A 21984-nucleotide genomic window follows, 5' to 3' on the forward strand; every position below is an offset into this window, starting at 1 on the left:
GGACTTGACCAGCATCCTGCTGGGGCTGGCAGGCGCGGCCGTGCCGTTGCTGGCACTGGCCTGGCAACTGCAACGCCGGGCGAGTCAGAACCAGTCTGAAGTCGCGTTGCTCGAAGAGCGGCTGGCCATGGCCCAGATGGCCCAGGACGGTCTCACGGCACAACTTGAAGCCTGCCGCGATGAAATCGCCGACCTCGGCCAGGCCAATGCCTCCAAACAGGCGGATCTTGCGGCCGTGCGCCGGGAAGTCGAGCTGTTGCAGATCGAGCGCGATGACGCCCGTGACGCCGCCCACGCCTGGAACCTCGAACGTGCCAGCAAGGAAACCGAATTACGGCGCCTGGACGCCCAGGCGGCTTCGCTGAATGCCGAATTGCGCGAGCAGCAGGAAAGCCATCAACAACGCCTGGATGACCTGCAAGGTTCCCGCGACGAACTGCGCGCGCAGTTCGCCGAACTGGCCGGCAAGATCTTCGATGAGCGCGAACAACGCTTCGCCGAAACCAGTCAGCAGCGCCTCGGCCAGTTGCTTGATCCTTTGAAAGAACGCATCCAGTCATTCGAAAAGCGTGTCGAGGAAAGCTATCAGGCAGAGGCCCGCGAGCGTTTTTCGCTGGCCAAAGAGCTGGAGCGTCTACAGCAACTGAACCTGCGCTTGAGTGATGAAGCGACCAACCTGACCCGCGCCCTGAAGGGGCAGAAAACCCAGGGCAACTGGGGTGAACTGATTCTCGAGCGCGTGCTTGAGCACGCCGGGCTGGAGAAGGGCCGCGAATACCAGACCCAGGTCAATCTCAAGGGCCCGGACGGAGAGCGTTTCCAGCCGGACGTGATCATTTACCTGCCGGGCGACAAGCAGGTGGTGGTCGACTCCAAGGTCAGCCTCACCGCGTATCAGCAATACGTGGCGGCGGACGACGACGCCATCGCGCAGATCGCCATGAAGCAGCACGTGCTGTCCCTGCGCAGTCACGTCAAAGGTTTGGCCGGCAAGGATTACAAGCGTCTGGAAGGCTTGCACAGCCTGGATTTCGTCTTGCTGTTCGTGCCCATCGAAGCGGCGTTCTCCGCCGCGTTGCAAGCCGAGCCGGCGTTGTTCCAGGAAGCGTTCGACCGCAACATCGTGATCGTCAGCCCGACCACATTGCTGGCGACGCTGCGAGTCATCGACAGCTTGTGGAAGCAGGAGCGGCAGAGTCAGAACGCCCGGGAAATCGCCGAGCGCGCCGGTTGGCTGTACGACAAGTTCGTGTTGTTCATTCAGGATCTGGACGAAGTCGGCAATCGCTTGCAGCAACTGGACAAGGCCTACAGCGCGGCGCGCAACAAGCTGACGGAAGGGCGCGGCAACCTGGTCAGCCGCAGCGAACAGCTCAAGCTACTCGGCGCGCGGGCCAGCAAAAGCCTGCCGGCGGACCTGCTGGAACGCGCAATGACCGACGCCGACGGCTTGGTCGAACTGCCAGAATAAGCCGCTCTGCTAGAGCGGCAAATAGCGACTCAACAACGCTCGCAACGCGGCCGGTTTCACCGGTTTGGCCAGATAATCCAGCCCCGCTGCATGAACCTGCGCCACGGTTTCCGGATGTCCGTCGGCGCTGATCACCACCCCCGGCACCGGCTCGCCCAGCCTTGTGCGTAACCAGGCCATCAGATCGGTGCCGGTTTCGCCGTGATCCAGGTGATAGTCCACCAGCGCCAATTGTGGCCGCACGCCGTCGTCGAGCAGCGCCGCGCATTCTTCGCGGTTGCGCGCGGTCCAGACCTGACAGCCCCAGCGTGTGAGCAGGCTGTTCATGCCGATCAGAATGCTGTCTTCGTTGTCGATGCACAGCACCTGCGCACCGCTGTGCAATTTGCCATTGACCTCCACCGTCGCGGGCGGCTGCACGGTCTGCGCCCGGGCCAGCGGCACGCGGACACTGAATACGCTGCCGCGACCCGGCCATGAGCGCACGCGCAAGGTGTGGCCGAGTACGCGGCACAGGCCATCGGCGATCGCCAGGCCCAGGCCCAGGCCTTTTTCGGCGCGGGTCTGGTGGCTGTCGAGGCGTTTGAATTCCTCGAAGATCACCTGCTGTTTGTCCTCCGGAATCCCCGGCCCGCGATCCCACACTTCCAGACAGATTTCGCCTTTTCGCCGACGTACGCCCAGCAGCACCGGCCCTTTGGCGTAGCGGAACGCGTTGGTCAGGAAATTTTGCAGAATGCGCCGCAGCAACTTGATGTCGCTGTCGATGCGCAACTGACTGCCGCGTACCCGGAAGCTCAGACCCTGTTCCTGGGCCAGTGCCTTGAACTCCGCGCCGAGGATATCGAACAGCTCATTGACCACGAACGGCTTGCGATCCGGGTTGATCTTGCCGTTTTCCAGGCGGGAAATGTCCAGCAGGTCGCTGATCAGGTCTTCGGCCGAACGCAGCGAGCTGTCCAGGTGCTGCACCAGTTTCTGCGCTTCGCCGCTCAAGCCGTCGTCCTGGTGGGAGAGGGCGGCGGAGAACAGCCGCGCCGCATTCAATGGCTGCATCAGGTCGTGACTGACGGCGGCGAGGAAGCGGGTCTTGGACTGGTTGGCCGCCTCGGCATTGCCCTTGGCTTCGGTCAGCGCGACGTTGAGTTGCGACAATTCCTGAGTCCGTTCGCTGACCCGTTGCTCCAGCCCTTCGTTGGCTTCAGTCAGGGCCTGTTCGGCTTCGCGGAAAGCGGTGATGTCGGTGAAACTCATGACGAAACCGCCGCCGGGCATCGGGTTGCCGATCAGCTCGATCACCCGGCCGTTGGGGAACAGTCGCTCGGAGGTGTGGGCGCGGCCCTGACGCATCCAGTGCAGGCGCCGGGCGACGTGAACTTCCGCTTCACCGGGGCCGCACAAACCACGCTCGGCGTTGTGGCGAATGATGTCGGCAATCGGTCGGCCGACGCTGATCAAGCCGTCCGGATAGTTGAACAGCTCCAGATAGCGACGATTCCAGGCCACCAGTTTCAAGGACTGGTCAACCACGCTGATGCCTTGGGTAATGTTTTCGATGGCGCCTTGCAACAGCGCGCGGTTGAACTGCAGCACTTCCGAGGCTTCATCGGCGATCCGGACGACGTCCTCCAGCTGCATTTCCCGACCTTCGATGGCGGCTTTTACTACAGCTCGCGTCGAAGAGGCGCCGAGGACACCCGCCAGCAGACGCTCGGTGTGGGCGATCCATTCGCCGTCGGCGTTCTGGTTCGGGTTGAACCCTTTGCCCTGGCGGTAGGCGAAGCGGATGAAGCTCTGCCTCGCGCGCTCTTCACCGACAAAGCGTGCTGCCAGTTGCAGCAAGTCGTCGATCTGCACCGCCAACATCGACCGCGCACTCGGCCGCGCGCTGATTTCCTGACCGATGAAACGTCCGGCCTGCCAGTGTTCCGACACTCGGGTACGCGACAGCACCGAGACCCAGGCAAACAACGTGAAGTTGCCCGCCAGTGACAGCACCACGCCTTGGGTCAGCGGGGTAATCGGCAGATTCAGTGGGTTGCTGTGCAGCCAGGCGAGGCCGGGGAAACTGTCCAGCGACCAGCCGAGGCTGCGCGCAGCGATCGGCAGGATCAGGGTGTAGAACCACAGGAACGTGCCGGCGGCGAGGCCGGCGAACACGCCGCGGCGGTTGGCCTGTTTCCAGTACAGCGCGCCGAGCATCGCGGGGGCCAGTTGTGTGACCGCCGCGAAAGCAATCTGGCCGATGGTCGCCAGACTCGCGGTCGAGCCGAGCAAGCGGTAGCTGACGTAAGCCAGCAACAAAATCACCACGATGCTGACCCGACGCACCGAGAGCATCCATTGACGGAACACTTCGAACGGCCGCTCGGCATTGTTGCGGCGCAGCAGCCACGGCAACAGCATGTCGTTGGAGACCATGGTCGACAGCGCCACACTCGCCACGATCACCATGCCGGTGGCCGCAGACGCACCGCCGATAAACGCCAGCATCGCCAGCGCCGGGTGGGCCTGGGCCAAGGGAAGGCTGATGACGAAAGAGTCGGGGATGACCGAGCTGGGCAGCATCATCTGACCGGCCAGAGCGATAGGGACTACAAACAGCGCGGCCAGAGCGAGGTAGGCGGGGAATACCCATTTGGCCAGACGCAGATCCTGCGGGTCGATGTTCTCGACCACCGTCACGTGGAACTGCCGGGGCAGGCAGATGATCGCCATCATCGCCACGCCGGTCTGCACCACCATCGACGGCCAGTTGATGGTTTCTTTCCAGTATTCCTCAAGACGCGGGGCGAGCATTGCCTGATTGAACAGGTCGTCGAAACCGTCATACAGCCCATAGGTGACGAAGGCACCGACGGCGAGGAAGGCGAACAGTTTGACCAGCGATTCAAAGGCAATCGCCAGCACCATGCCCCGGTGGTGCTCGGTGGCATCGAGGTTGCGCGTACCGAAGACGATGGTGAACAGCGCCAGCACCAGTGACACGATCAGCGCCGTGTCCTGGGCGCGGGTGCCCATGGCGTCGGCGCCGGCACCGATCAGCAGGTTCACGCCGAGGACAATGCCTTTGAGTTGCAAGGCTATATAGGGGAGGACGCCGACCAGACAGATCAGCGCGACGACCACCGCCAAGGACTGGGATTTTCCGTAACGGGCGGCAATGAAGTCGGCGATGGAGGTGATGTTCTCCTGTTTGCTGATCATCACCATTTTCTGCAGCACCCACGGCGCACCGAGCAGCAGCAGGATCGGCCCCAGATAAATCGGCAGAAATGACCACAGTTGTTCGGCGGCCTGGCCGACTGCGCCGAAAAACGTCCAGCTGGTGCAATAGACCGCCAGCGACAGGCTGTACACCCAGGCACGCACCCGTGGCGGCAGCGGTGTGCTGCGACGGTCGCCGTAGAAGGCGATGGCGAACATGATGGCCATATAGGCCAGGGCGACGGCGGCGATCAGCCCGGTGGACAACGACATGGAACACTCCCGACAGAAAACGACCGGACTCGCGCCCGGTCAGACAGTCTCGCACGGGCGCGGCGGTTAGTCAGTGTCGACCAAGGTCGTGGCGTGGCGGGGTGTCGCAGGAATAGAACCGGGCAGTCTGTGATCAATCCGGTTTAAGCGCGATGTCGATCAAGCGGTGCAGTTCTTCGACTTCCAGCGGTGCTGCCGAAAACAGAATGCGGAACACCACCGGGGACACCACCAGATTGATCAGCCGATCCACGCTCGGCGCCGGTTCCTCGGGGTGGCGCTCGATGATGGTCTGCAATTGCGCGCCGATGATCGTCACGCAATAGCCCGGCGTCGCGCTCGCCTGCACGTCGCGCATCATGTTGCGCCCGGGCTCCGAACTCATTTCGTCGAGGTATTGTTCGGCCCACGCACGGATATCGCTGCGCAGGCTGCCGGTTTCAGCCGGCTCGCTGTCGGGGCGCATGCGGGCGAGGGCGACGTCGGCCAGTAAGGCCGCCAGATCTCCCCAGCGTCGATAAATCGTCGATGGCGTCACGCCGGCGCGCGCCGCGATTTGCGGGACGGTCACCGCCGAGCGCTCCTGTTCTTGCAGGAGTGCGCGGACTGCCGAGTGAATCGACTCTTGCACCCGGGCACTGCGGCCGCCGGGGCGTAAACTTTCTTTAATAGCCATGCGGCAGACCTTAACACAAAGAATTTGCTTTAAGCGCAAGCCGAGAGCACACTCCGCAAAAGCAAAAAATTAGCTTTTGCGGAGTGTGCCCATGACCAGCCTTGCATCCAACCGTTCCAGCCTGTGGTTTCTGGCGATCACCTTACTGAGTTTTCTCGCCGCCTCCACTGCGCCGACACCGTTGTATCACCTGTACCAGGATCAGCTGCATTTTTCGGCAGCGGTGCTGACCCTGATTTTCGGCGTCTACGCCATCAGTCTGCTGGCCGCGCTGCTGACGGTCGGTTCGCTGTCGGATCATCTGGGACGAAAACCTGTGATCTTCACCGCCGTGATGCTCAATGCGCTGGCGATGCTGCTGTTTATCTATGCCGATAGCGTGGGCTGGCTGATCGGCGCGCGAGTGCTGCAAGGTTTCGCTACCGGCATGGCCACCGCTGTGTTGAGCGCGACGCTGCTGGACACCGACCGGCAGCAGGGGCCCTTGATCAACAGCGTTGCTCCGCTGCTGGGCATGGCGTTGGGCGGCATGGGTTGCGGCTTGCTGGCCGAGTTCGCCCCGGCGCCTTTGCAATTGACCTACTGGTTGCTGCTCGCGCTGTTTGTGTTGCAGGGGATTTATGTCTGGCGCCTGCCGGAAAGCGTCTCGCCACAGGCCGGGGCATGGGCCTCGTTGCGGCCGACCCTGAATGTGCCGGTTCAGGCGCGTTCGACGCTGTGGCGAGTGTTGCCATTGAACACCGCGACCTGGGCGCTCGGCGGTTTTTATGCCTCGCTGGCGCCGTCGCTGGTGCGCACGGCCACTGGCTCCACCTCCAACCTGATCGGTGGCGCCACCGTGGCGGCGCTGACCGTGACCGGTGCGCTGATGATCTTCACGTTGCGCAACCGTCCTGCCTCCCGGGCGCTGCAACTCGGGTCGAGCCTGCTGCCGGCCGGCATCGTGCTGATTCTGTTGGGTGTGCACAGCGCCAGTCTGTCGCTGTTCTTCTTCGGCACGCTGGTGGCCGGTTGTGGCTTTGGCTCCGGTTTTCTCGGAGCGGTGCGCAGCCTGGTGCCACTGGCATTGCCTCATGAGCGTGCCGGGTTGATGTCGGCGTTTTATGTGCTGAGTTACCTGGCGTTCTGCCTGCCGGCGCTGCTGGCCGGGCACTTCACCCACAGCGTGGGCTTACTGGCTACCACCGATGTGTATGGCGCGGTGCTGATTGTGCTGGCGGTTGGTGCGCTGCTGATGAGTTTTCGGGCGCAAGCAGCCAAGGCCTGCAGCACTCCATAACACCTCTGGATTCGGTTAGCCTTGGCCAGCCCCTTCTTCTCACGGACCGACGCATGAAGATTATCCGCAGCAAGACCTTTACCGCCGAGCGCGCCTGGGGCGCGCTCGACATCGCCAACATGAACGGCATCACCACGCGTTTGCACTGGACCGATCAGCCCTACAAATGGCACGTCAATGACGGTGAAGAAGTGTTCGTGGTGCTCGACGGTCAGGTGCTCATGCGCTATCGCGAAGAAGGTGAGGAGAAACAGGCCTTGCTCGACGTTGGCGACATCTTCTACGCGTCCATTGGTACTGAACACGTCGCTCATCCCCAGGGTGCAGCGCGGATTCTGGTGATCGAAACCGAGGGCAGTGTCTGACTTCATATCTACAAAACAGATAACAGTTAGAGATATTACCCGTTATATAGATATTCGATTCGGTTCTACCATGAACTCAACCTCACCTGAGGACAGGAGTTCATGATGATTTGCCCCAACAGCGCCAAACCCGGCATCAAGCCATTCAGCCAGCTTCAGCACCCGCGTGAAGTAATCCGCCAATTCACCCCGAACTGGTTCGCCGCGACCATGGGCACCGGCGTGCTGGCGTTGGCGCTGGCGCAATTGCCGGTGTCCATTCCCGGCCTGCACGCCGTGGCCGAAGGGCTGTGGCTGTTCAACATTCTGTTGTTCGTGCTGTTTACCGCTGCCTACGCCGCACGCTGGATTCTTTTCTTCGACGAGGCGCGGCGGATTTTCGGGCATTCCACGGTTTCGATGTTCTTCGGCACCATTCCCATGGGCCTGGCGACCATCATCAACGGTTTTCTGCTGTTCGGTCTGCCGCGTTGGGGCGATGGTGTGATTCACCTCGCCGAAGCACTGTGGTGGCTGGACGTGGCGATGTCGCTGGCCTGCGGTGTGCTGATCCCCTACATGATGTTCACCCGTCAGGAGCACAGCATCGATCAGATGACGGCGGTGTGGCTGCTTCCGGTGGTGGCGGCGGAAGTGGCAGCCGCCAGCGGCGGATTGCTCGCGCCGCATCTGGCGGATGCCCACGCGCAACTGGTGGTGCTGGTGACCAGTTACGTGCTCTGGGCCTTTTCCCTGCCGGTGGCGTTCAGCATCCTGACCATCCTGTTGCTGCGCATGGCCTTGCACAAACTGCCTCACGAAAACATGGCGGCCTCGAGCTGGCTCGCTCTGGGGCCGATCGGCACCGGCGCTCTGGGCATGTTGCTGCTGGGCGGCGACGCTCCAGCGATCTTCGCAGCGAACGGTCTGCCAGGCATCGGCGAAATGGCGTCGGGCCTGGGGCTGGTCGCCGGGATTACGCTGTGGGGCTTCGGCTTGTGGTGGATGTTGATGGCGCTGCTGATCACCGTGCGCTACTTGCGTGACGGCATTCCGTTCAACCTTGGCTGGTGGGGATTTACTTTTCCGCTGGGTGTTTACTCGCTGGCCACTCTGAAACTCGGCAGCACCTTGCACCTGACTTTTTTCAACGTGGCCGGTTGCTCGCTGGTGGGATTGCTGGCGGTGATGTGGCTGATTGTCGGTAAACGCACGCTGCAAGGTGCGTGGCGCGGCGAGCTGTTTGTTTCACCGTGCATTGCAGGTTTGAAGAAATAACCTGCAAAGATTAGGTAATGTGTGGCCTGGATCGCGGTTCGAGATTCTTATAAGCGTAGCCAGGCCACTCGCTACCTTCTCTTTCCAAAAACAACAGGGTCACACGGAAGATGAGTCACCCCTCACAGTTCAACCTGCTGCGTACCCGGCGCTTCCTGCCGTTCTTCATCACCCAGTCGCTGGGCGCGTTCAACGACAACGTGTTCAAGCAGTCGCTGATCCTCGCCATTCTCTATCGGCTGACCATCGAAGGTGACCGTTCGATCTGGGTCAACCTTTGCGCGCTGCTGTTTATCCTGCCGTTCTTCCTGTTTTCGGCGCTGGCCGGGCAGTTCGGGGAAAAATTCGCCAAGGACGCGTTGATTCGTCTGATCAAACTGGCGGAGATCGCCATCATGGCCGTGGGATCCGTCGGCTTCCTGTTCGATCACCTGTCGCTGATGCTGGTGGCGCTGTTCGCCATGGGCACGCACTCGGCGCTGTTCGGGCCGGTGAAGTATTCGATCCTGCCGCAGGCGCTGCGCGAGGATGAGTTGGTCGGCGGCAACGGGCTGGTGGAGATGGGCACGTTCCTGGCCATTCTGGCCGGGACCATCGGCGCCGGGGTGATGATGTCGTCGGCCAATTACGCGCCGGTGGTGTCCGCCGCGATTGTCGGCATCGCCGTGCTGGGTTATCTGGCCAGTCGCAGCATTCCTCGCGCCGCAGCGGCGACCCCTGAAATGCGCCTGAACTGGAACATCTTCAGTCAGTCGTGGGCGACCTTGAAACTCGGCCTGGGGCAGACGCCTGCGGTGTCGCGCTCGATCGTCGGCAACTCGTGGTTCTGGTTCGTCGGGGCGATTTATCTGACGCAGATCCCGGCTTATGCCAAGGAGTGGATGCACGGGGATGAAACCGTAGTCACCCTGATCCTTACCGTGTTTTCGGTCGGTATCGCGCTGGGTTCGATGCTGTGCGAAAAGCTGTCCGGACGCAAAGTCGAGATCGGCCTGGTGCCGTTTGGCTCGTTCGGCCTGACGGTTTTCGGGCTGTTGCTGTGGTGGCATTCCGGTGGAATTCCAGAAAGCGCTGTTGGCCATAGCTGGACCGAAGTGCTGAGTTTCGGCCATGCCTGGGCGGTGTTGATCGATGTGCTGGGTCTCGGGATCTTCGGCGGTTTCTACATCGTGCCGCTGTACGCGCTGATCCAGTCGCGCACCGCCGAGAACGAGCGGGCGCGGGTAATTGCCGCCAACAACATTCTCAACGCGCTGTTCATGGTGATTTCGGCGATTGTCACCATCGTGTTGTTGAGCGTGGTCAAGCTGTCGATTCCGCAGCTGTTCCTGGTGGTGTCGCTGCTGAATATCGGCGTCAACGCCTACATCTTCAAGATCGTCCCCGAGTTCAGCATGCGTTTCATGATCTGGCTGCTGAGCCATTCCATGTACCGCGTCGAGCACCGCAACCTAGAGGCGATTCCCGATGAGGGCGCGGCGCTGCTGGTGTGCAACCACGTGTCGTTCGTCGATGCGTTGCTGATCGGCGGCGCGGTGCGTCGGCCGATTCGCTTTGTCATGTACTACAAGATCTACAACCTGCCGGTATTGAACTTTATCTTCCGCACGGCGGGGACCATTCCTATCGCCGGACGCCAGGAAGACATCCAGATCTACGAAAAGGCCTTCACCCGGATTGCCCGATATCTGAAGGACGGTGAGCTGGTGTGCATCTTCCCGGAAGGCAAGTTGACCGCCGATGGTGAGATCAATGAATTCAAAGGCGGGCTGACACGGATTCTCGAAGAGACGCCGGTGCCGGTGATTCCGCTGGCATTGCAGGGGTTGTGGGGGAGTTTCTTCAGTCGCGATCCGAACAAAGGGGTGTTTCGGCGCTTGTGGTCGCGGGTGACGCTGGTGGCGGGTTCGCCGGTCGCCGTTGAAGCAGCGCAACCGGCGGAACTGCAGGCGTTGGTCGGGGAATTGCGCGGGACAGTCAGATAATCATTGGCTGTGCCGGCCTCATCGCGGGCAAGCCCGGCTCCCACAGGATCTCCAGTGAACATGGATTTTGTGTACACCCGGAAACCTGTGGGAGCGGGCTTGCCCGCGATGAGGCAGTGGCTTAAGCGCTGACCTTGAGCCCGATCAGTCCGGTGACGATCAACGCCACACTGGCCAGGCGAATCAATGCCATCGATTCGCCAAACAGGATGATCCCGGCAATCACCGTGCCCACGGCACCGACGCCAGTCCAGATCGCGTAAGCCGTGCCCAGCGGTAACTCCTTCATCGCCAGCCCGAGCAGACCAAGGCTGACCGCCATGGCGGCAACGGTGAGAACGGTCGGAAGCGGACGGGTGAAACCATCGGTGTATTTCAGGCCGACGGCCCAGCCGACTTCGAACAGGCCGGCGAAAAACAGAATGATCCAGGACATGAGAGACCTCCATCGATTGACGGGGCCGTCCCCAGATTGAAAACTCGATTGAGCCGCAGGGTCGTCCCCGCGTGGCGCACATACTACCGAAAATTGTGCGCCGCGCCTTGATCCGGGGTCAGTCGGCCGCCTGTTGCGCCAACGTCTCACGGTCTTCTTTTTCGCTCATCCGTCGGAAGTACGTCGAAAGCAGCGCCCCGGAAATGTTGTGCCACACACTGAACAGCGCGCTCGGCACCGCCGCCAACGGCGAAAAATGCGCACTGGCCAGCGCAGCTCCCAACCCCGAGTTCTGCATGCCGACTTCCAGCGCCAGGGACTTGCGCTGAGGCAGTGGCAGGCCGAACAGGCGCCCGGTGAAATAACCCAGCAAATAGCCGAAGCTGTTGTGCAGCATTACCACGGCCATGATCAGCAGGCCGGATTCGGCGATTTTCGCCTGACTGGCGGCGACCACGGCGGCGACGATGATCACGATACTGACCACTGACACCAGCGGCAACACTTCCACCGCGTGGCGTACCTTGTCACCAAGCACGCGTTGCGCCACCACGCCGAGGACGATCGGCAGCAGCACCACTTGCAGGATCGACCAGAACAGTTCCATGAACGAAACCGGCAACCAGGCCGAGGCCAACAGCCAGATCAGTGCCGGCGTCAGCAACGGGGCGAGGAGGGTGGTGACGGCGGCGATGGCCACCGACAGCGCCAGGTCGCCACGGGCCAGCCAGGTCATGACGTTCGATGAGGTGCCGCTCGGGCAGCAACCGACCAGAATCACGCCGACGGCGATTTCCGGCGGCAGATGAAAGATCTGGCAGAGCAACCATGCCATTCCCGGCATGATCACGAAATGTGCAACCACGCCCAGGGCCACACGCCACGGATGACGGGCGACGGCGGCGAAGTCGTCGAGTTTGAGGGTCAGGCCCATGCCGAACATCACCAGCCCGAGCAGCGGCACGATCGCGCCTTTGAGACCGAGGAACCAGGTCGGTTGCAGGAACGCGATCACCGCGAAAATCAGTACCCAGTAAGCGAAGGTGTTGCCGACAAAACGACTCAGTGCAGCCAGTGCGCGCATGGCCTGTTCCTTATTATTGATAAACGCTACAAAACGAACTGTGGGAGCGAGCTTGCTCGCGAAAGCGTTGTGTCATTCAACTTATATATTGCCTGACACGGCGCCTTCGCGAGCAAGCTCGCTCCCACAGATGAAACACGCTTGGCTTTAGATGCCCTGCGGCGTCTCTTCACCGCCCAGTGCTTCAACCAGCGCCGGCAGGAAGTCACCGAACGTCAGCATCATCAGGGTGAAACTGGCGTCCAGTTGGCCGAGGGCTTCGTCGCCGCCGTCCTGTTCCGCCTGATCCTGCAGCAGATCTTCGAATTTCAGGCGCTTGACGGTCATCTTGTCGTCGAGCATGAACGACAGTTTGTCCTGCCAGGCCAGCGACAGTTGAGTCACCACCTTGCCGGTGCTCAGGTGCAGCTGGATTTCTTCGCTGGTCAGGTCCTGACGCTTGCAACGCACGATGCCGCCGTCTTCGTGGGTGTCGCGCAGTTCGCACTCGTCCAGCACGAAGAAGTCCGGGGCGGCTTGCTGGGTGGTGACCCATTCGGTCATCACGGCGGTCGGCGCGGTTTTCACGGTCAGCGGGCGAACCGGCAGGGTGCCGATCACTTCACGCAGGGTGGAGAGCAGGTCTTCGGCGCGTTTCGGGCTGGCCGAGTTGACCAGGATCAGGCCCTGTTTCGGCGCGATGGCGGCGAAGGTCGACGAGCGGCGGATAAAGGCGCGCGGCAGGAAGGCCTGGATGATTTCATCCTTGATCTGATCGCGTTCCTTCTTATAGACCTTGCGCATCTGCTCGGCTTCGATCTCTTCGACCTTTTCCTTGACCGCATCGCGCACGACGCTGCCTGGCAGGATGCGTTCTTCTTTACGGGCGGAGATCAGCAGGAAATCGCCGCTGACGTGCACCAGTGGTGCATCTTCGCCCTTGCCGAACGGCGCGACGAAACCGTAGGTGGTCAACTCCTGGCTTGCACATGGACGCGCCAGTTTGGTGGCCAGTGCAGTTTCCAGCGCCTCGGCATCGACAGGCAGGTCTTGGGTCAGGCGATAGATAAGCAGGTTTTTGAACCACATGGGGTGAGTCTCTCCTTTATACAAAGGGGGGCATTATTGTCTTCGCCGGGTCATAGGCCAACCCTTCTCTAAGCCTTTGGAAGGGCTAAGAAAATTAATTAAAAAAGTGCTTGCCAGAGGTTGGGGCGCTCCGTAGAATGCGCGCCACACCGAAGCGAAGGGTGATTAGCTCAGCTGGGAGAGCGTCTGCCTTACAAGCAGAATGTCGGCGGTTCGATCCCGTCATCACCCACCATTCGTTTCAAGCGTTTCGCGCAGCGGTAGTTCAGTCGGTTAGAATACCGGCCTGTCACGCCGGGGGTCGCGGGTTCGAGTCCCGTCCGCTGCGCCATATTCGGTAACCTGGAACACTGAACGCCAGGTCACCACGGAAAAACCCGCCAAGGCGGGTTTTTTTCTGCCTCGAGTTGTACATGCGGGATGTGTCGTTTCACCGGTTTTCGGATTTATTTGAAAAAAACTTCAATTAAATCAACATATTACGAAAATCTGTGGCATAATGCGCCCCGTAACGAAGCGAAGGGTGATTAGCTCAGCTGGGAGAGCGTCTGCCTTACAAGCAGAATGTCGGCGGTTCGATCCCGTCATCACCCACCATTCGTTTCAAGCGTTTCGCGCAGCGGTAGTTCAGTCGGTTAGAATACCGGCCTGTCACGCCGGGGGTCGCGGGTTCGAGTCCCGTCCGCTGCGCCATATTCGGTAATCTGGAACACTGAACGCCAGATCACCACAGAAAGCCCGCCTTGTGCGGGCTTTTTGCTGTCCGGGATTTGGCTTTTTGCCGGGCCAGAACATGAGAAAGCGACCATTGACGGTCGCTTTTTTCGTTTCTGGCGCAGCTATTGCGCCGAGTTGCGGCTGTGGCGGTAATCACTCACCGCTTCATACACCGCTTTGCGCAGCCGATTGATCCCGCCAATCGGGCGATGAGCGTCGATGCCGAACCATGGATTGAACGACAGGTTGTCGCATTGCAGGTTCAGGGCCGGGGTGTCGAAGTCCTGCGGGGGCAGGGTGATCCGAGCCACAGTCTGAAATGGACTGTCCTGTTCGCGCCATTCGATGCTGGTGTCTTCGATCGGCATGTATTTGTTTGCGTCCTGGCGCTGGATCTGCAACACAAAACACGCAGGAATCCGGTCGGTCGACAGCTGTTGATTCAATGCATTGCGCAGGAAGTTCGGCAGATCCTGGTTCTGTTTCGGCAAGGTGTAAGCGGGGCAGCGCTCCGGATCCGGCATCACCCGGAACTTGGCATTGGCTTCGCCGAACTTGTAGGGCGATACCGAGAAATATGTCGTTCTGGTCGGGCTGTCCGGCGGTGGCGACAGGGTTGCCAGTGCAATGAACAGATGCCTGATCTGCCAGCCACGCGGATCCCACCCCGGAAAAAACGCCATGACCTTCTTGCCGTCAGCCTGCGCTGCCACATTCTGACGGTACTCTGCGACATCGCTGACAAAGAAGTTCGGGTGACTGAACATCACGAAATCCTGTTCGTTCAGACCCTGACGGTCACCCAGCAACTGTTTGCCCGGTACATCGAGCAATTTGAGCGCCATGCCTCGGGCATCGCGGATGCTGTCGAATTGCGGATAGGCGTTGCCGTTGGACAGGCGCATCGTCGCTTTCCACAGCCTGCCCGGTTCGCTGAAAACGCCTTGGCGCAATTCCTGAGCCAGATCCGGCAACACCTGCACGTCGGCCTTCACGCAGCCATGGGCCTTGGCATGGGCATCGCGCAGGTAGCGGGTGCTTTCGCGGTGCTGATCGACGATGCGCACCGCGGTCTGAATCACGTCCTGGGTCATGGCGGCTTCGCCATCTGGAATCTGTTCCAGTGCCGACACCGGGCCACGGTGCTGCCAGGCGAACCACGCGGTGGTCAGGGCCCAGCCGAGCAGGCCGATCACCAGCAGAATCAGCAGGGTTTTGCCCAGTAACCGTCCCAGCCAGAGCCAGAAACGCGCCAGCATCGAAGGTCTTTTGAAGGAATTGAAGATCATGGCAGTTGCGCCTCCAGCGGGCCGCCCAGCACTTTCAGGTATTCGAGCAGCGCCCAACGTTCTTCAGGCTGCAGCAGTCGGCCGATGACGCCATTGCCGCGCTCGCCGGCGCGGAATTCGTGGCCGCTGTTGTGGTTGCCGGTGATGCGGGTGTCGAACAGGAAACCGTTGGTGAAGGCTTCGGTGCGGTAGCCCAGATGGCGCGGGTCGTATTCGAAGGTGCCTTTATAGAAGGTGGTGGCGCGCTCGTCCTGAGGCGACAGCAACTGATAAAGGCTCGGCACCGAGCCGTTGTGCAGGAACGGGGCCGTGGCCCATACGCCGGCAAGCGGACGCGCCTTGTAGGCGACTTTTTCGCGAACGCCGATCGGCAGACCGAAGCCATCGAGCTGTGGTTTTTCGGCGGCGGTGACGCCCGCTTCACGGTACGCACGGTTTTCCACGAAGGCGGTGACGTAAGCCAGTCCCTTGGCCACTGACAGCTGGCTGAGATCCAGCGGCTCCTTGGGTGTTGGGTGCAACTTAACGTCCATTTGTTCAAGCTCTGCCGGGTTCCATTGCAGGGCAGTCAGGTCGAAGCGGTGATTGGCAATGTTGTTGGCGGCATTCGGGTCGGTGCCGATGACGTCCGCCGGGAGCATGTGCAGGTGCTGCACCCAGCGCTCGCCTTCCTGGGTCTGGCGCGGGACGTGGCATCCGGCGCAATTCTCGGCGAACAGGGCTCGCCCCTTGGCTGCCAAGGGTTTGTCGACCACGCCCAGGACTTCTTCAGGCCATGCCGGCGGTCGCAGTTTTTGCAGGGTTTCTTCGATCTTGTGCAGATCACGTACGCGTACGCTGGAGGCATAGCGGTCATCACCCTGCAACGGCTGGCCGTTGGCGTCGAAGAAGTTCAGGGTGGCGCCGACACCCAGCGCCTCGCCGATATTGCGTGCCATCGGTTGCTGCGCCGAACCGTTCCACTGTACCCAGTCGAAGGTCCACATATCCCACAGCTGCGGGTAATCCACCGGGGCGTTGGCCACGCGGTAGTTGCTCGCGGAGATCGCATCGCCGAAGGTCGCGTTGGCGATACGCCCGAACGCATCGGTGCGGCCCGGGCCTTCCTCGGTGGGGTAGAGGCCACGGTGAGTATCGTTCCAGGCCACTTTGATGAAGGTGTTCAGTGAGCTTTTGAAGTCTTTGCGTAGCTGTTCGTTGCGTGCGTCGTAGTCGTTGCCCAGCACGTGGCGGGCGAAACGCTCGAATTTCCACGGGTTGTAGTAAGTCGAGGTGAGACTGGCAACCAATGCCTGTCCGAAACTGCCGCCGCGCAATGTAGGAACGCTGGAAGGCAACACATGCTGAGCCGAGCCACCGTCGATGCGTACCGCCTGGCCATTGAAGTGCAGTTCGCCGGTGTGGCAGGCCGCGCAAGTGATGTCGAGATATTGCTCGGCGCTGCCGGGATTCTGGTGCCGGGCGAAACCCACCGGCAGATTCCCCGGGTTGTCCGGCGTGGCTTTCTGCTGCGGATCGATCAGAAAGCCGAAGCGTGCGAGGTATTCCGGGGAGGCAAAGCGTTGCTGCGAGAACGGCAGTTCCAGCACCTGAAACCATTCGTAACGAAGGCCTTTGACCTGCGTCCCCTGCGGGGTGAAGTAGTAGGTCTGGCGCTCTTGCTCAGTCCACTGGTTCAGGTAGTGCACCTGTTTTGCGGGTGTGGGGAAGGGCAATTTCGGATTGGCGACATAGTAAAGAACCACTGCCAGGACCAGTCCCAGCAGCACCACGATCAGCGTCAAACCACGGTATAAGAGGCGCAAGATAAACATCCTTGTCGAGTTGTTGCGCTGTTATGCCTGAGCCAAGCCGTGTGCGGCAAGTGGCCATTACGCCAAGTGTTGTGGGAAGCGGCATTAATCGCTGTCGGCGAAAGATGACAGAAGCTTCATCGTGGCTTTCGCCAAATGCTTTTTAATCCCTGAACTTATCGGAAGATTCCTGCTCTCATGCCGGTAGCCATTGGTCGTGGCGGCCTGATAAGCTCGCGGCTTTACTCGATTGCCCTTTCGGCGCATGAACAAGGAAATAGCATGAAACAGCATCGGTTGGCGGCGGCGGTTGCCCTGGTTAGCCTGGTCCTCGCGGGTTGTGATTCGCAGACCAGCGTAGAGCTGAAAACCCCGGCGCAAAAAGCTTCCTACGGTATCGGCCTGAACATGGGCAAGAGCCTTGCTCAGGAAGGCATGGATGATCTGGACTCCAAAGCGGTAGCCCAGGGCATCGAAGATGCCGTCGGCAAGAAAGAACAGAAGCTGAAAGACGAAGAACTGGTTGAAGCCTTCGCCGCACTGCAAAAGCGTGCCGAAGAGCGTATGGCCAAAATGAGCGAAGAGTCGGCAGCTGCCGGCAAGAAATTCCTCGAAGAAAACGGCAAGAAGGCTGGCGTGACCACCACCGCTTCCGGTCTGCAGTACGAAGTGGTCAAGAAAGCCGACGGCCCACAGCCTAAGCCTACCGACGTCGTGACCGTTCACTACACCGGCAAGCTGACCAACGGCACCGTATTCGACAGCTCCGTCGAGCGCGGCAGCCCGATCGATCTGCCGGTCAGCGGTGTGATCCCGGGTTGGGTCGAAGGCCTGCAACTGATGCACGTTGGCGAGAAGTACAAGCTGTACATCCCTAGCGATCTGGCTTACGGCGCACAATCGCCAAGCCCGGCAATCCCGGCCAACTCGGTTCTGGTTTTCGACCTTGAACTGCTGGCCATCAAGGATCCAGCCAAAGAAGACGCCGCCGCCAAGTAATCTGCGCCGGTTTCAACAACAACGCCTCGCTTATGCGGGGCGTTGTTGCATCTGGACGATGGTCAGCGTAAACAGACCGAACCGATGCCGGTCATGGCAGTCCTAGACTTTAAGGTTGCCCGTGCTAGACGCCCGGAGCCGCCAAGTCAATGAAATATTGGGATTTTTTATGTGAGTAAAAAACGCCCGATCTGAGCGCAGCCCTTATGAAACGGGGCTCTCAGCGCTGAAATGCAGCTCTGTTCACAAGGTTATCCACAATTTGTGTGGATAACATTTCAACGGGAGAAATAAATGAAAGCGCCGTGGAATTTCGCCCGATTCCTGCCTTTGGCCGGACGCCTGCTGGCTCGAGGCCGCTTGCCGACCTTGTTGTTTGCCGTGGCCAGCAAAGGCGCCGCCCAGGGCAATCGTCTCGGCAAACTGAAGGACGATCTGCGTCTGTTGCAGGCGTTGTGTCTGGCGTACTGGCGCGGCGAGTACCGCGCGATCAGCGCCAAGGCGATCGTTTCGGTGGTGGCCGGTCTGATGTATTTCCTAAGCCCCGTGGACGCGATCCCGGATTTCATTCCCATGTTCGGCATGCTCGATGACATCGCCGTCCTCGCCTGGCTGATGAAAACCCTCGACGATGAACTGAATGCCTTCCGCCTGTGGCGCCAGCGCCAGGCGCCGGAAAAGCTCAGAGTGGTCGAGCGCTTGCCCGATACGCCCGAACAACTTCAGCTTCAGGGGCCGAAAAAGTCCTGAATCGCGACAGCCTCGTACACAGATAGATACCCCCCACGACCTTGGCCGCTGTTAGGATTACACTTCTAGGGAAAAGTGCCGACTCGCTAAGTGTTGTTGTCCTACGGGGTAGTCATGGATATTCAGATAATTGCACGCGATGGCGAACCCGAATATGCGGTTCTGCCATGGGCTCAGTATCAGGCTCTACTGAAAGCAGCAGGCATTAACGAAGCACCGTCGCAACCGGCTCCAGCGCCGCTTGCGGCAACCCCGGACCCGATTCTTCCAGGTCTGGATCAGTTACGCAGTTTGCGCGAAGGGAAGGGCATCGCCATCGAGGCGCTCGCCCGCACGGTAGGCATCAGCCCGTCTTACCTGGCCATGATTGAAAGTGGCGAGCGTCTGCCCGACGCCGCGATTCGCCGCAGCCTGGCCTGGGAGTTGACGGTGCCAGGGTGGAGGGAACAATCGTGAGCGTACGCATCAGTCGTCAACATTGGGACGGATTGCTGGGGGAGCTGGATCAGGCGCGCAGGCAGCGCCATCTTTTGACCTATCGAGCCTTGCTCGAACGCCTGCAACTGCCGACGCCGGCCATGCAGACATTGACCGCTGCACTGGAGCATCTCGCGGCACTTGACGCGAAAGCCGAACAACCGTTGCGCAGCTCGCTGGTGATCAGCCAGGGTGCCAGTCGCCTGCCTCGCACCGGTTTCTTTGAATGTGTCGAGCGTCTGGGGCGTTTTTCCGGGCCGTCCGACGGTGTTGCCGCCGCCTCTTGGCATGCCTCTGAAGTGGTCCGGGTGTTTGAGTACGAGTACCCGGAATCGGCGGAGGCCTGAGTGTTTTTACGACTCAAGGCGCGGGCAAGTTACTGGCTGGCCCGTAGGCTGTTTCACTGGTCGTGGTTTGTCCGTCAGCCCCGTGGCTGGCGCTGGCTCGAAGGGCAGTTTGCGCGCATGGCCAACCTGGGCGATGTCGGCGCGCAAAGTTTTTACGGGCACATCCTGACGTTTCGCGGGGTTGGCCTGGGCGCGCGTGAAGAAGGTGTGCGACTGCTGAGACTGGCGGCTTTGGCCGGTGATGGCAAAGCGGCTTATCAGGTCGGTGTCATCAGTCTGGCTGGTACGCCCAGTAAAGCGCCCGATCCTTCCGAAGCGGCTCGCTGGTGGACCATGGCGGCCAAGGCTGGACATCCGTTGGCCGAGCTCAAGTTGAAAGAGCTGGCCGGCCGGGATTCTTCTCGGTAAACAAATCATCTGTTCCGTGAACGGGGCGTGAGGGAAACCTCCCGCCCCGTTTTTGCGTCTGCAATTCGATAAAAATCAGTTACAGACTTCTCCTACATCTTCTGCCTACTCGCCTGACTTCTTTTCTGATTGATCCCCCGCAAAGTCCCTCGCCTGATTTTTGCGCGAGGGAACGCACATGTTTGACCCGGTTTTTCGTTTCGCCATGCGCATGGAAATGCGCTGATGGATGCCGTCGCCCGCATCGAGCAAGAACTCGACAGCTTTCCCCGTACCCTTGATCTCTATCGCAAACAGCTGAAGCACTGGCTCAGTCGCTCGGCAGACAGCGTCAGCCATGCGGCTGATTTGCCGTCACTGATGGGGATGGAGCGGATCATCCGTTTCGGCGAACACAGCACGGCGGTCGCCATTGACGACAAGCGCTTCTCTTCGGCCGTCGTGCAATGCACGAAAACCGGGCCGATGGAGATCGAGAGCAAGTTCGAGTCGGTGTACGACATTCCATTGGGCGGCATCGCTGTCGATGTGGTGGCGGTGGATAGCGGCGAGGTCAAGTCCGTCACGCTCGATGCTCAGGGCAAGGGCGTGTTCACCGGTCAGGCGGGCAAGTTCTACCGGGTGGTGGTGCACAGCGAGGCCAGCGAGCAGCAGGTTGATGCGCTTTTCGAATCCTACGATGGCCTGACTCAGCAACTGGATAGTTGGCTGCGCAGCGAATGGCAGGGCTTCAAGCCGCAGTGGTCGCAGTCGGTGGCCACAGCAGCCGGGAACGGCATGCTGGCCGGGAGTTGGGCGGCAATCGAGGGGGTATGGGACAGCATCGGGCTGCTCTCGGAAATTCTCCAGGATCCCGGAAAGTTTGCCGAGCGGTTGGGCAGTGGCGCCGCACAGTTGATCGCGCTGGCAAAAACAGCGCCGGAAATGATGGAGAAGCTTCAGTTACTGGTCAGTGACGAGGCGGCGCTGTGTCTGTTGCTGCGTACCGCCAGCCTCTGGCTGGATATGTTGCCACCCAGTGAAGTCGCTGGGAAAACCGTCGAGGCACTATCGATGGTGGTGGTGCAACTGCTGATCGATGTGTTGATCGGGGTTGTGTTGACCTTCGTTGGCGCCGGTGCGGGGATCGCGTATCTGACCTTGCGTCTGGCGGAGCGTGGCGCTCAGTTGCTGTCGGCGGTGACGCGCCTGGTGAAGGCGATGTTCGGCATCGTCAGCACCTTCATCGGCTATGTGAACCAGTACAAATCCGTCGCCGCACGGGGCATCGCCGCCGGGGTGAAAAAGGGCCGCATGCAATTGCGCTGGGATGCCCGGCGTAATGCTTCCCTGAAAAAGGATGAGCGACACGACGACACGCCGGATCAGGCGAAAAACCCCAACGGTGACAGTGCCGATTGTGCGCCGCTGACCTGTACCAACGGGTGTCCGGTGTCGATGGTCACCGGCGAAGAGCTGCTGACGCTGACCGATGGTGTGCTCGATGGGCTGTTGCCGTTCGAGTTCAGCCGCTTGTATCGCACCAGTGCGGCCGAGATTGATGTCGGGTTGGGGTTTGGCTGGAGCCATTCGCTGGCGCATCGTCTGGAGGTTGATGGCGCTTCGGTGGTCTGGGTTGACCATGAGAACCGGCGCACGCGGTTTCCGTTGCCGAGTGTCGAGCGGCCGGCGATTCACAACAGTTTGTCGCGGGCGGCGATCTTTCTCGGGGATGAGCCGGAGGAGTTGATCGTTGCGCTGGCGGGTGAGGCGGCGCGGTTTTATCACTTTCGGGCTGGGCGTCTGACGGCTGTCAGCGATGCGTACGGTAACCGGTTGCGTATTACGCGGGATCGTCTGGATCGCGTTGAGCGCCTCGACAACGGCGCTGGCCGTTCCCTGTTGCTGCGTTATGAGCGGGCGCATCTGGTCGCGGTCGATTATCAGGTTTTTCGGGAGTCTGCCTGGCGTACCGAACAGACGTTGGCCAGTTACCGCTTCGATGCCCGCCATCGATTGAGCGAGGCGTCGAACGCCGTCGGAGAGTGCGAGCGTTACGACTACGACGACCGGCACGTCATCCTGCAACGGCAACTGAGCGGTGGCGCGAGCTTCTTCTGGGAG

The 21984-nt window shown here is 60.7% G+C and carries 18 protein-coding genes and 4 tRNA genes; 15 read left to right on the top strand and 7 right to left on the bottom strand.

The genetic code is table 11. From position 1 onward, the window contains the following. Window positions 1-106 precede the first annotated feature (106 nt). Window positions 107-1471: a DNA recombination protein RmuC gene (gene rmuC / locus N8H71_RS12180; RefSeq protein WP_262194165.1), complete on the top strand. Its 1365-nt coding sequence runs from the start codon at window positions 107-109 to the stop codon at window positions 1469-1471. Window positions 1472-1480: 9 nt separating this feature from the next. Here the strand turns inward: rmuC and N8H71_RS12185 are convergent, their stop codons facing one another. Beyond that, on the bottom strand, window positions 1481-4951 hold the full coding sequence (locus tag N8H71_RS12185) for a hybrid sensor histidine kinase/response regulator (RefSeq protein ID WP_262194154.1): 3471 nt from the start codon (window positions 4949-4951) through the stop codon (window positions 1481-1483). A 133-nt stretch (window positions 4952-5084) separates the two neighbouring features. Beyond that, window positions 5085-5627 (bottom strand): TetR/AcrR family transcriptional regulator, encoded by a 543-nt coding sequence (locus N8H71_RS12190; protein WP_262194155.1) that lies wholly within the window; start codon window positions 5625-5627, stop codon window positions 5085-5087. Window positions 5628-5718: 91 nt separating this feature from the next. Between N8H71_RS12190 and N8H71_RS12195 the strand changes: the two genes are divergently transcribed. From N8H71_RS12195 to N8H71_RS12210, 4 genes are all read left to right on the top strand, one after another. Further along, window positions 5719-6906, top strand: coding sequence for an MFS transporter (locus N8H71_RS12195; protein WP_262194156.1), 1188 nt, complete (start codon window positions 5719-5721; stop codon window positions 6904-6906). 53 nt (window positions 6907-6959) lie between these two features. After that, window positions 6960-7271, top strand: a complete 312-nt coding sequence (locus N8H71_RS12200; protein WP_262194157.1) for a cupin — start codon at window positions 6960-6962, stop codon at window positions 7269-7271. A gap of 105 nt (window positions 7272-7376) precedes the next feature. After that, complete coding sequence (locus N8H71_RS12205) at window positions 7377-8528, top strand: TDT family transporter (RefSeq protein WP_262194158.1); 1152 nt, start codon at window positions 7377-7379, stop codon at window positions 8526-8528. A 110-nt stretch (window positions 8529-8638) separates the two neighbouring features. After that, complete coding sequence (locus N8H71_RS12210; RefSeq protein WP_262194160.1) at window positions 8639-10513, top strand: MFS transporter; 1875 nt, start codon at window positions 8639-8641, stop codon at window positions 10511-10513. Between the two features lie 121 nt (window positions 10514-10634). On the opposite strand, the gene sugE is transcribed toward N8H71_RS12210, so the two are convergent. The 3 genes from sugE to rdgC all read right to left on the bottom strand — a co-directional run bounded on the left by sugE (window position 10635) and on the right by rdgC (window position 13101). Next, the gene (gene sugE, locus N8H71_RS12215) at window positions 10635-10949 is read right to left on the bottom strand and encodes a quaternary ammonium compound efflux SMR transporter SugE (RefSeq protein ID WP_039769847.1); all 315 of its coding nucleotides are present in this window, start codon (window positions 10947-10949) and stop codon (window positions 10635-10637) included. Between the two features lie 118 nt (window positions 10950-11067). After that, entirely contained in the window at window positions 11068-12033 is a 966-nt protein-coding gene (locus N8H71_RS12220; RefSeq protein ID WP_262194161.1) for a bile acid:sodium symporter family protein, read from the bottom strand. A 147-nt stretch (window positions 12034-12180) separates the two neighbouring features. Further along, window positions 12181-13101, bottom strand: coding sequence for a recombination-associated protein RdgC (gene rdgC / locus N8H71_RS12225; RefSeq protein WP_007950430.1), 921 nt, complete (start codon window positions 13099-13101; stop codon window positions 12181-12183). Window positions 13102-13260: 159 nt separating this feature from the next. On the opposite strand from rdgC, the gene N8H71_RS12230 reads away from it, so the two are divergent. The 4 genes from N8H71_RS12230 to N8H71_RS12245 all read left to right on the top strand — a co-directional run bounded on the left by N8H71_RS12230 (window position 13261) and on the right by N8H71_RS12245 (window position 13794). After that, window positions 13261-13336: transfer RNA gene (locus tag N8H71_RS12230), tRNA-Val, on the top strand. A gap of 19 nt (window positions 13337-13355) precedes the next feature. Further along, a tRNA-Asp gene (locus tag N8H71_RS12235) sits at window positions 13356-13432 on the top strand. Between the two features lie 190 nt (window positions 13433-13622). Continuing rightward, window positions 13623-13698, top strand: a tRNA-Val gene (locus tag N8H71_RS12240). 19 nt (window positions 13699-13717) lie between these two features. Next, window positions 13718-13794 (top strand) — tRNA-Asp (locus tag N8H71_RS12245). Between the two features lie 146 nt (window positions 13795-13940). Here the strand turns inward: N8H71_RS12245 and N8H71_RS12250 are convergent. Continuing rightward, a complete protein-coding gene (locus N8H71_RS12250; protein WP_262194166.1) occupies window positions 13941-15077 on the bottom strand; it encodes a catalase family protein in 1137 nt (378 codons plus the stop codon). Between the two features lie 26 nt (window positions 15078-15103). Beyond that, a complete protein-coding gene (locus N8H71_RS12255; protein ID WP_262194162.1) occupies window positions 15104-16912 on the bottom strand; it encodes a cytochrome c in 1809 nt (602 codons plus the stop codon). A 270-nt stretch (window positions 16913-17182) separates the two neighbouring features. Between N8H71_RS12255 and N8H71_RS12260 the strand changes: the two genes are divergently transcribed. The 6 genes from N8H71_RS12260 to N8H71_RS12285 all read left to right on the top strand — a co-directional run. After that, window positions 17183-17899: an FKBP-type peptidyl-prolyl cis-trans isomerase gene (locus tag N8H71_RS12260; RefSeq protein WP_007950433.1), complete on the top strand. Its 717-nt coding sequence runs from the start codon at window positions 17183-17185 to the stop codon at window positions 17897-17899. A 294-nt stretch (window positions 17900-18193) separates the two neighbouring features. Next, on the top strand, window positions 18194-18649 hold the full coding sequence (locus N8H71_RS12265) for a YkvA family protein (protein ID WP_007950434.1): 456 nt from the start codon (window positions 18194-18196) through the stop codon (window positions 18647-18649). Between the two features lie 114 nt (window positions 18650-18763). Then, a complete protein-coding gene (locus N8H71_RS12270; protein ID WP_007950435.1) occupies window positions 18764-19105 on the top strand; it encodes a helix-turn-helix domain-containing protein in 342 nt (113 codons plus the stop codon). Continuing rightward, window positions 19102-19473 carry a hypothetical protein gene (locus tag N8H71_RS12275; RefSeq protein WP_003223109.1) on the top strand — a complete coding sequence of 124 codons (372 nt, stop codon included), beginning with the start codon at window positions 19102-19104 and terminating at the stop codon, window positions 19471-19473. Before N8H71_RS12270 ends, N8H71_RS12275 begins: the two co-directional genes overlap by 4 nt. Beyond that, window positions 19474-19881: an SEL1-like repeat protein gene (locus tag N8H71_RS12280; RefSeq protein WP_085732322.1), complete on the top strand. Its 408-nt coding sequence runs from the start codon at window positions 19474-19476 to the stop codon at window positions 19879-19881. A gap of 225 nt (window positions 19882-20106) precedes the next feature. Further along, a partial coding sequence (locus N8H71_RS12285; RefSeq protein WP_262194163.1) for a DUF6531 domain-containing protein occupies window positions 20107-21984 on the top strand: 1878 nt, incomplete at its 3' end.

Origin of the sequence: Pseudomonas koreensis (genome assembly GCF_025447595.1) — a bacterium.
GTDB classification, from domain to species: Bacteria; Pseudomonadota; Gammaproteobacteria; order Pseudomonadales; family Pseudomonadaceae; genus Aquipseudomonas; species Aquipseudomonas koreensis_H.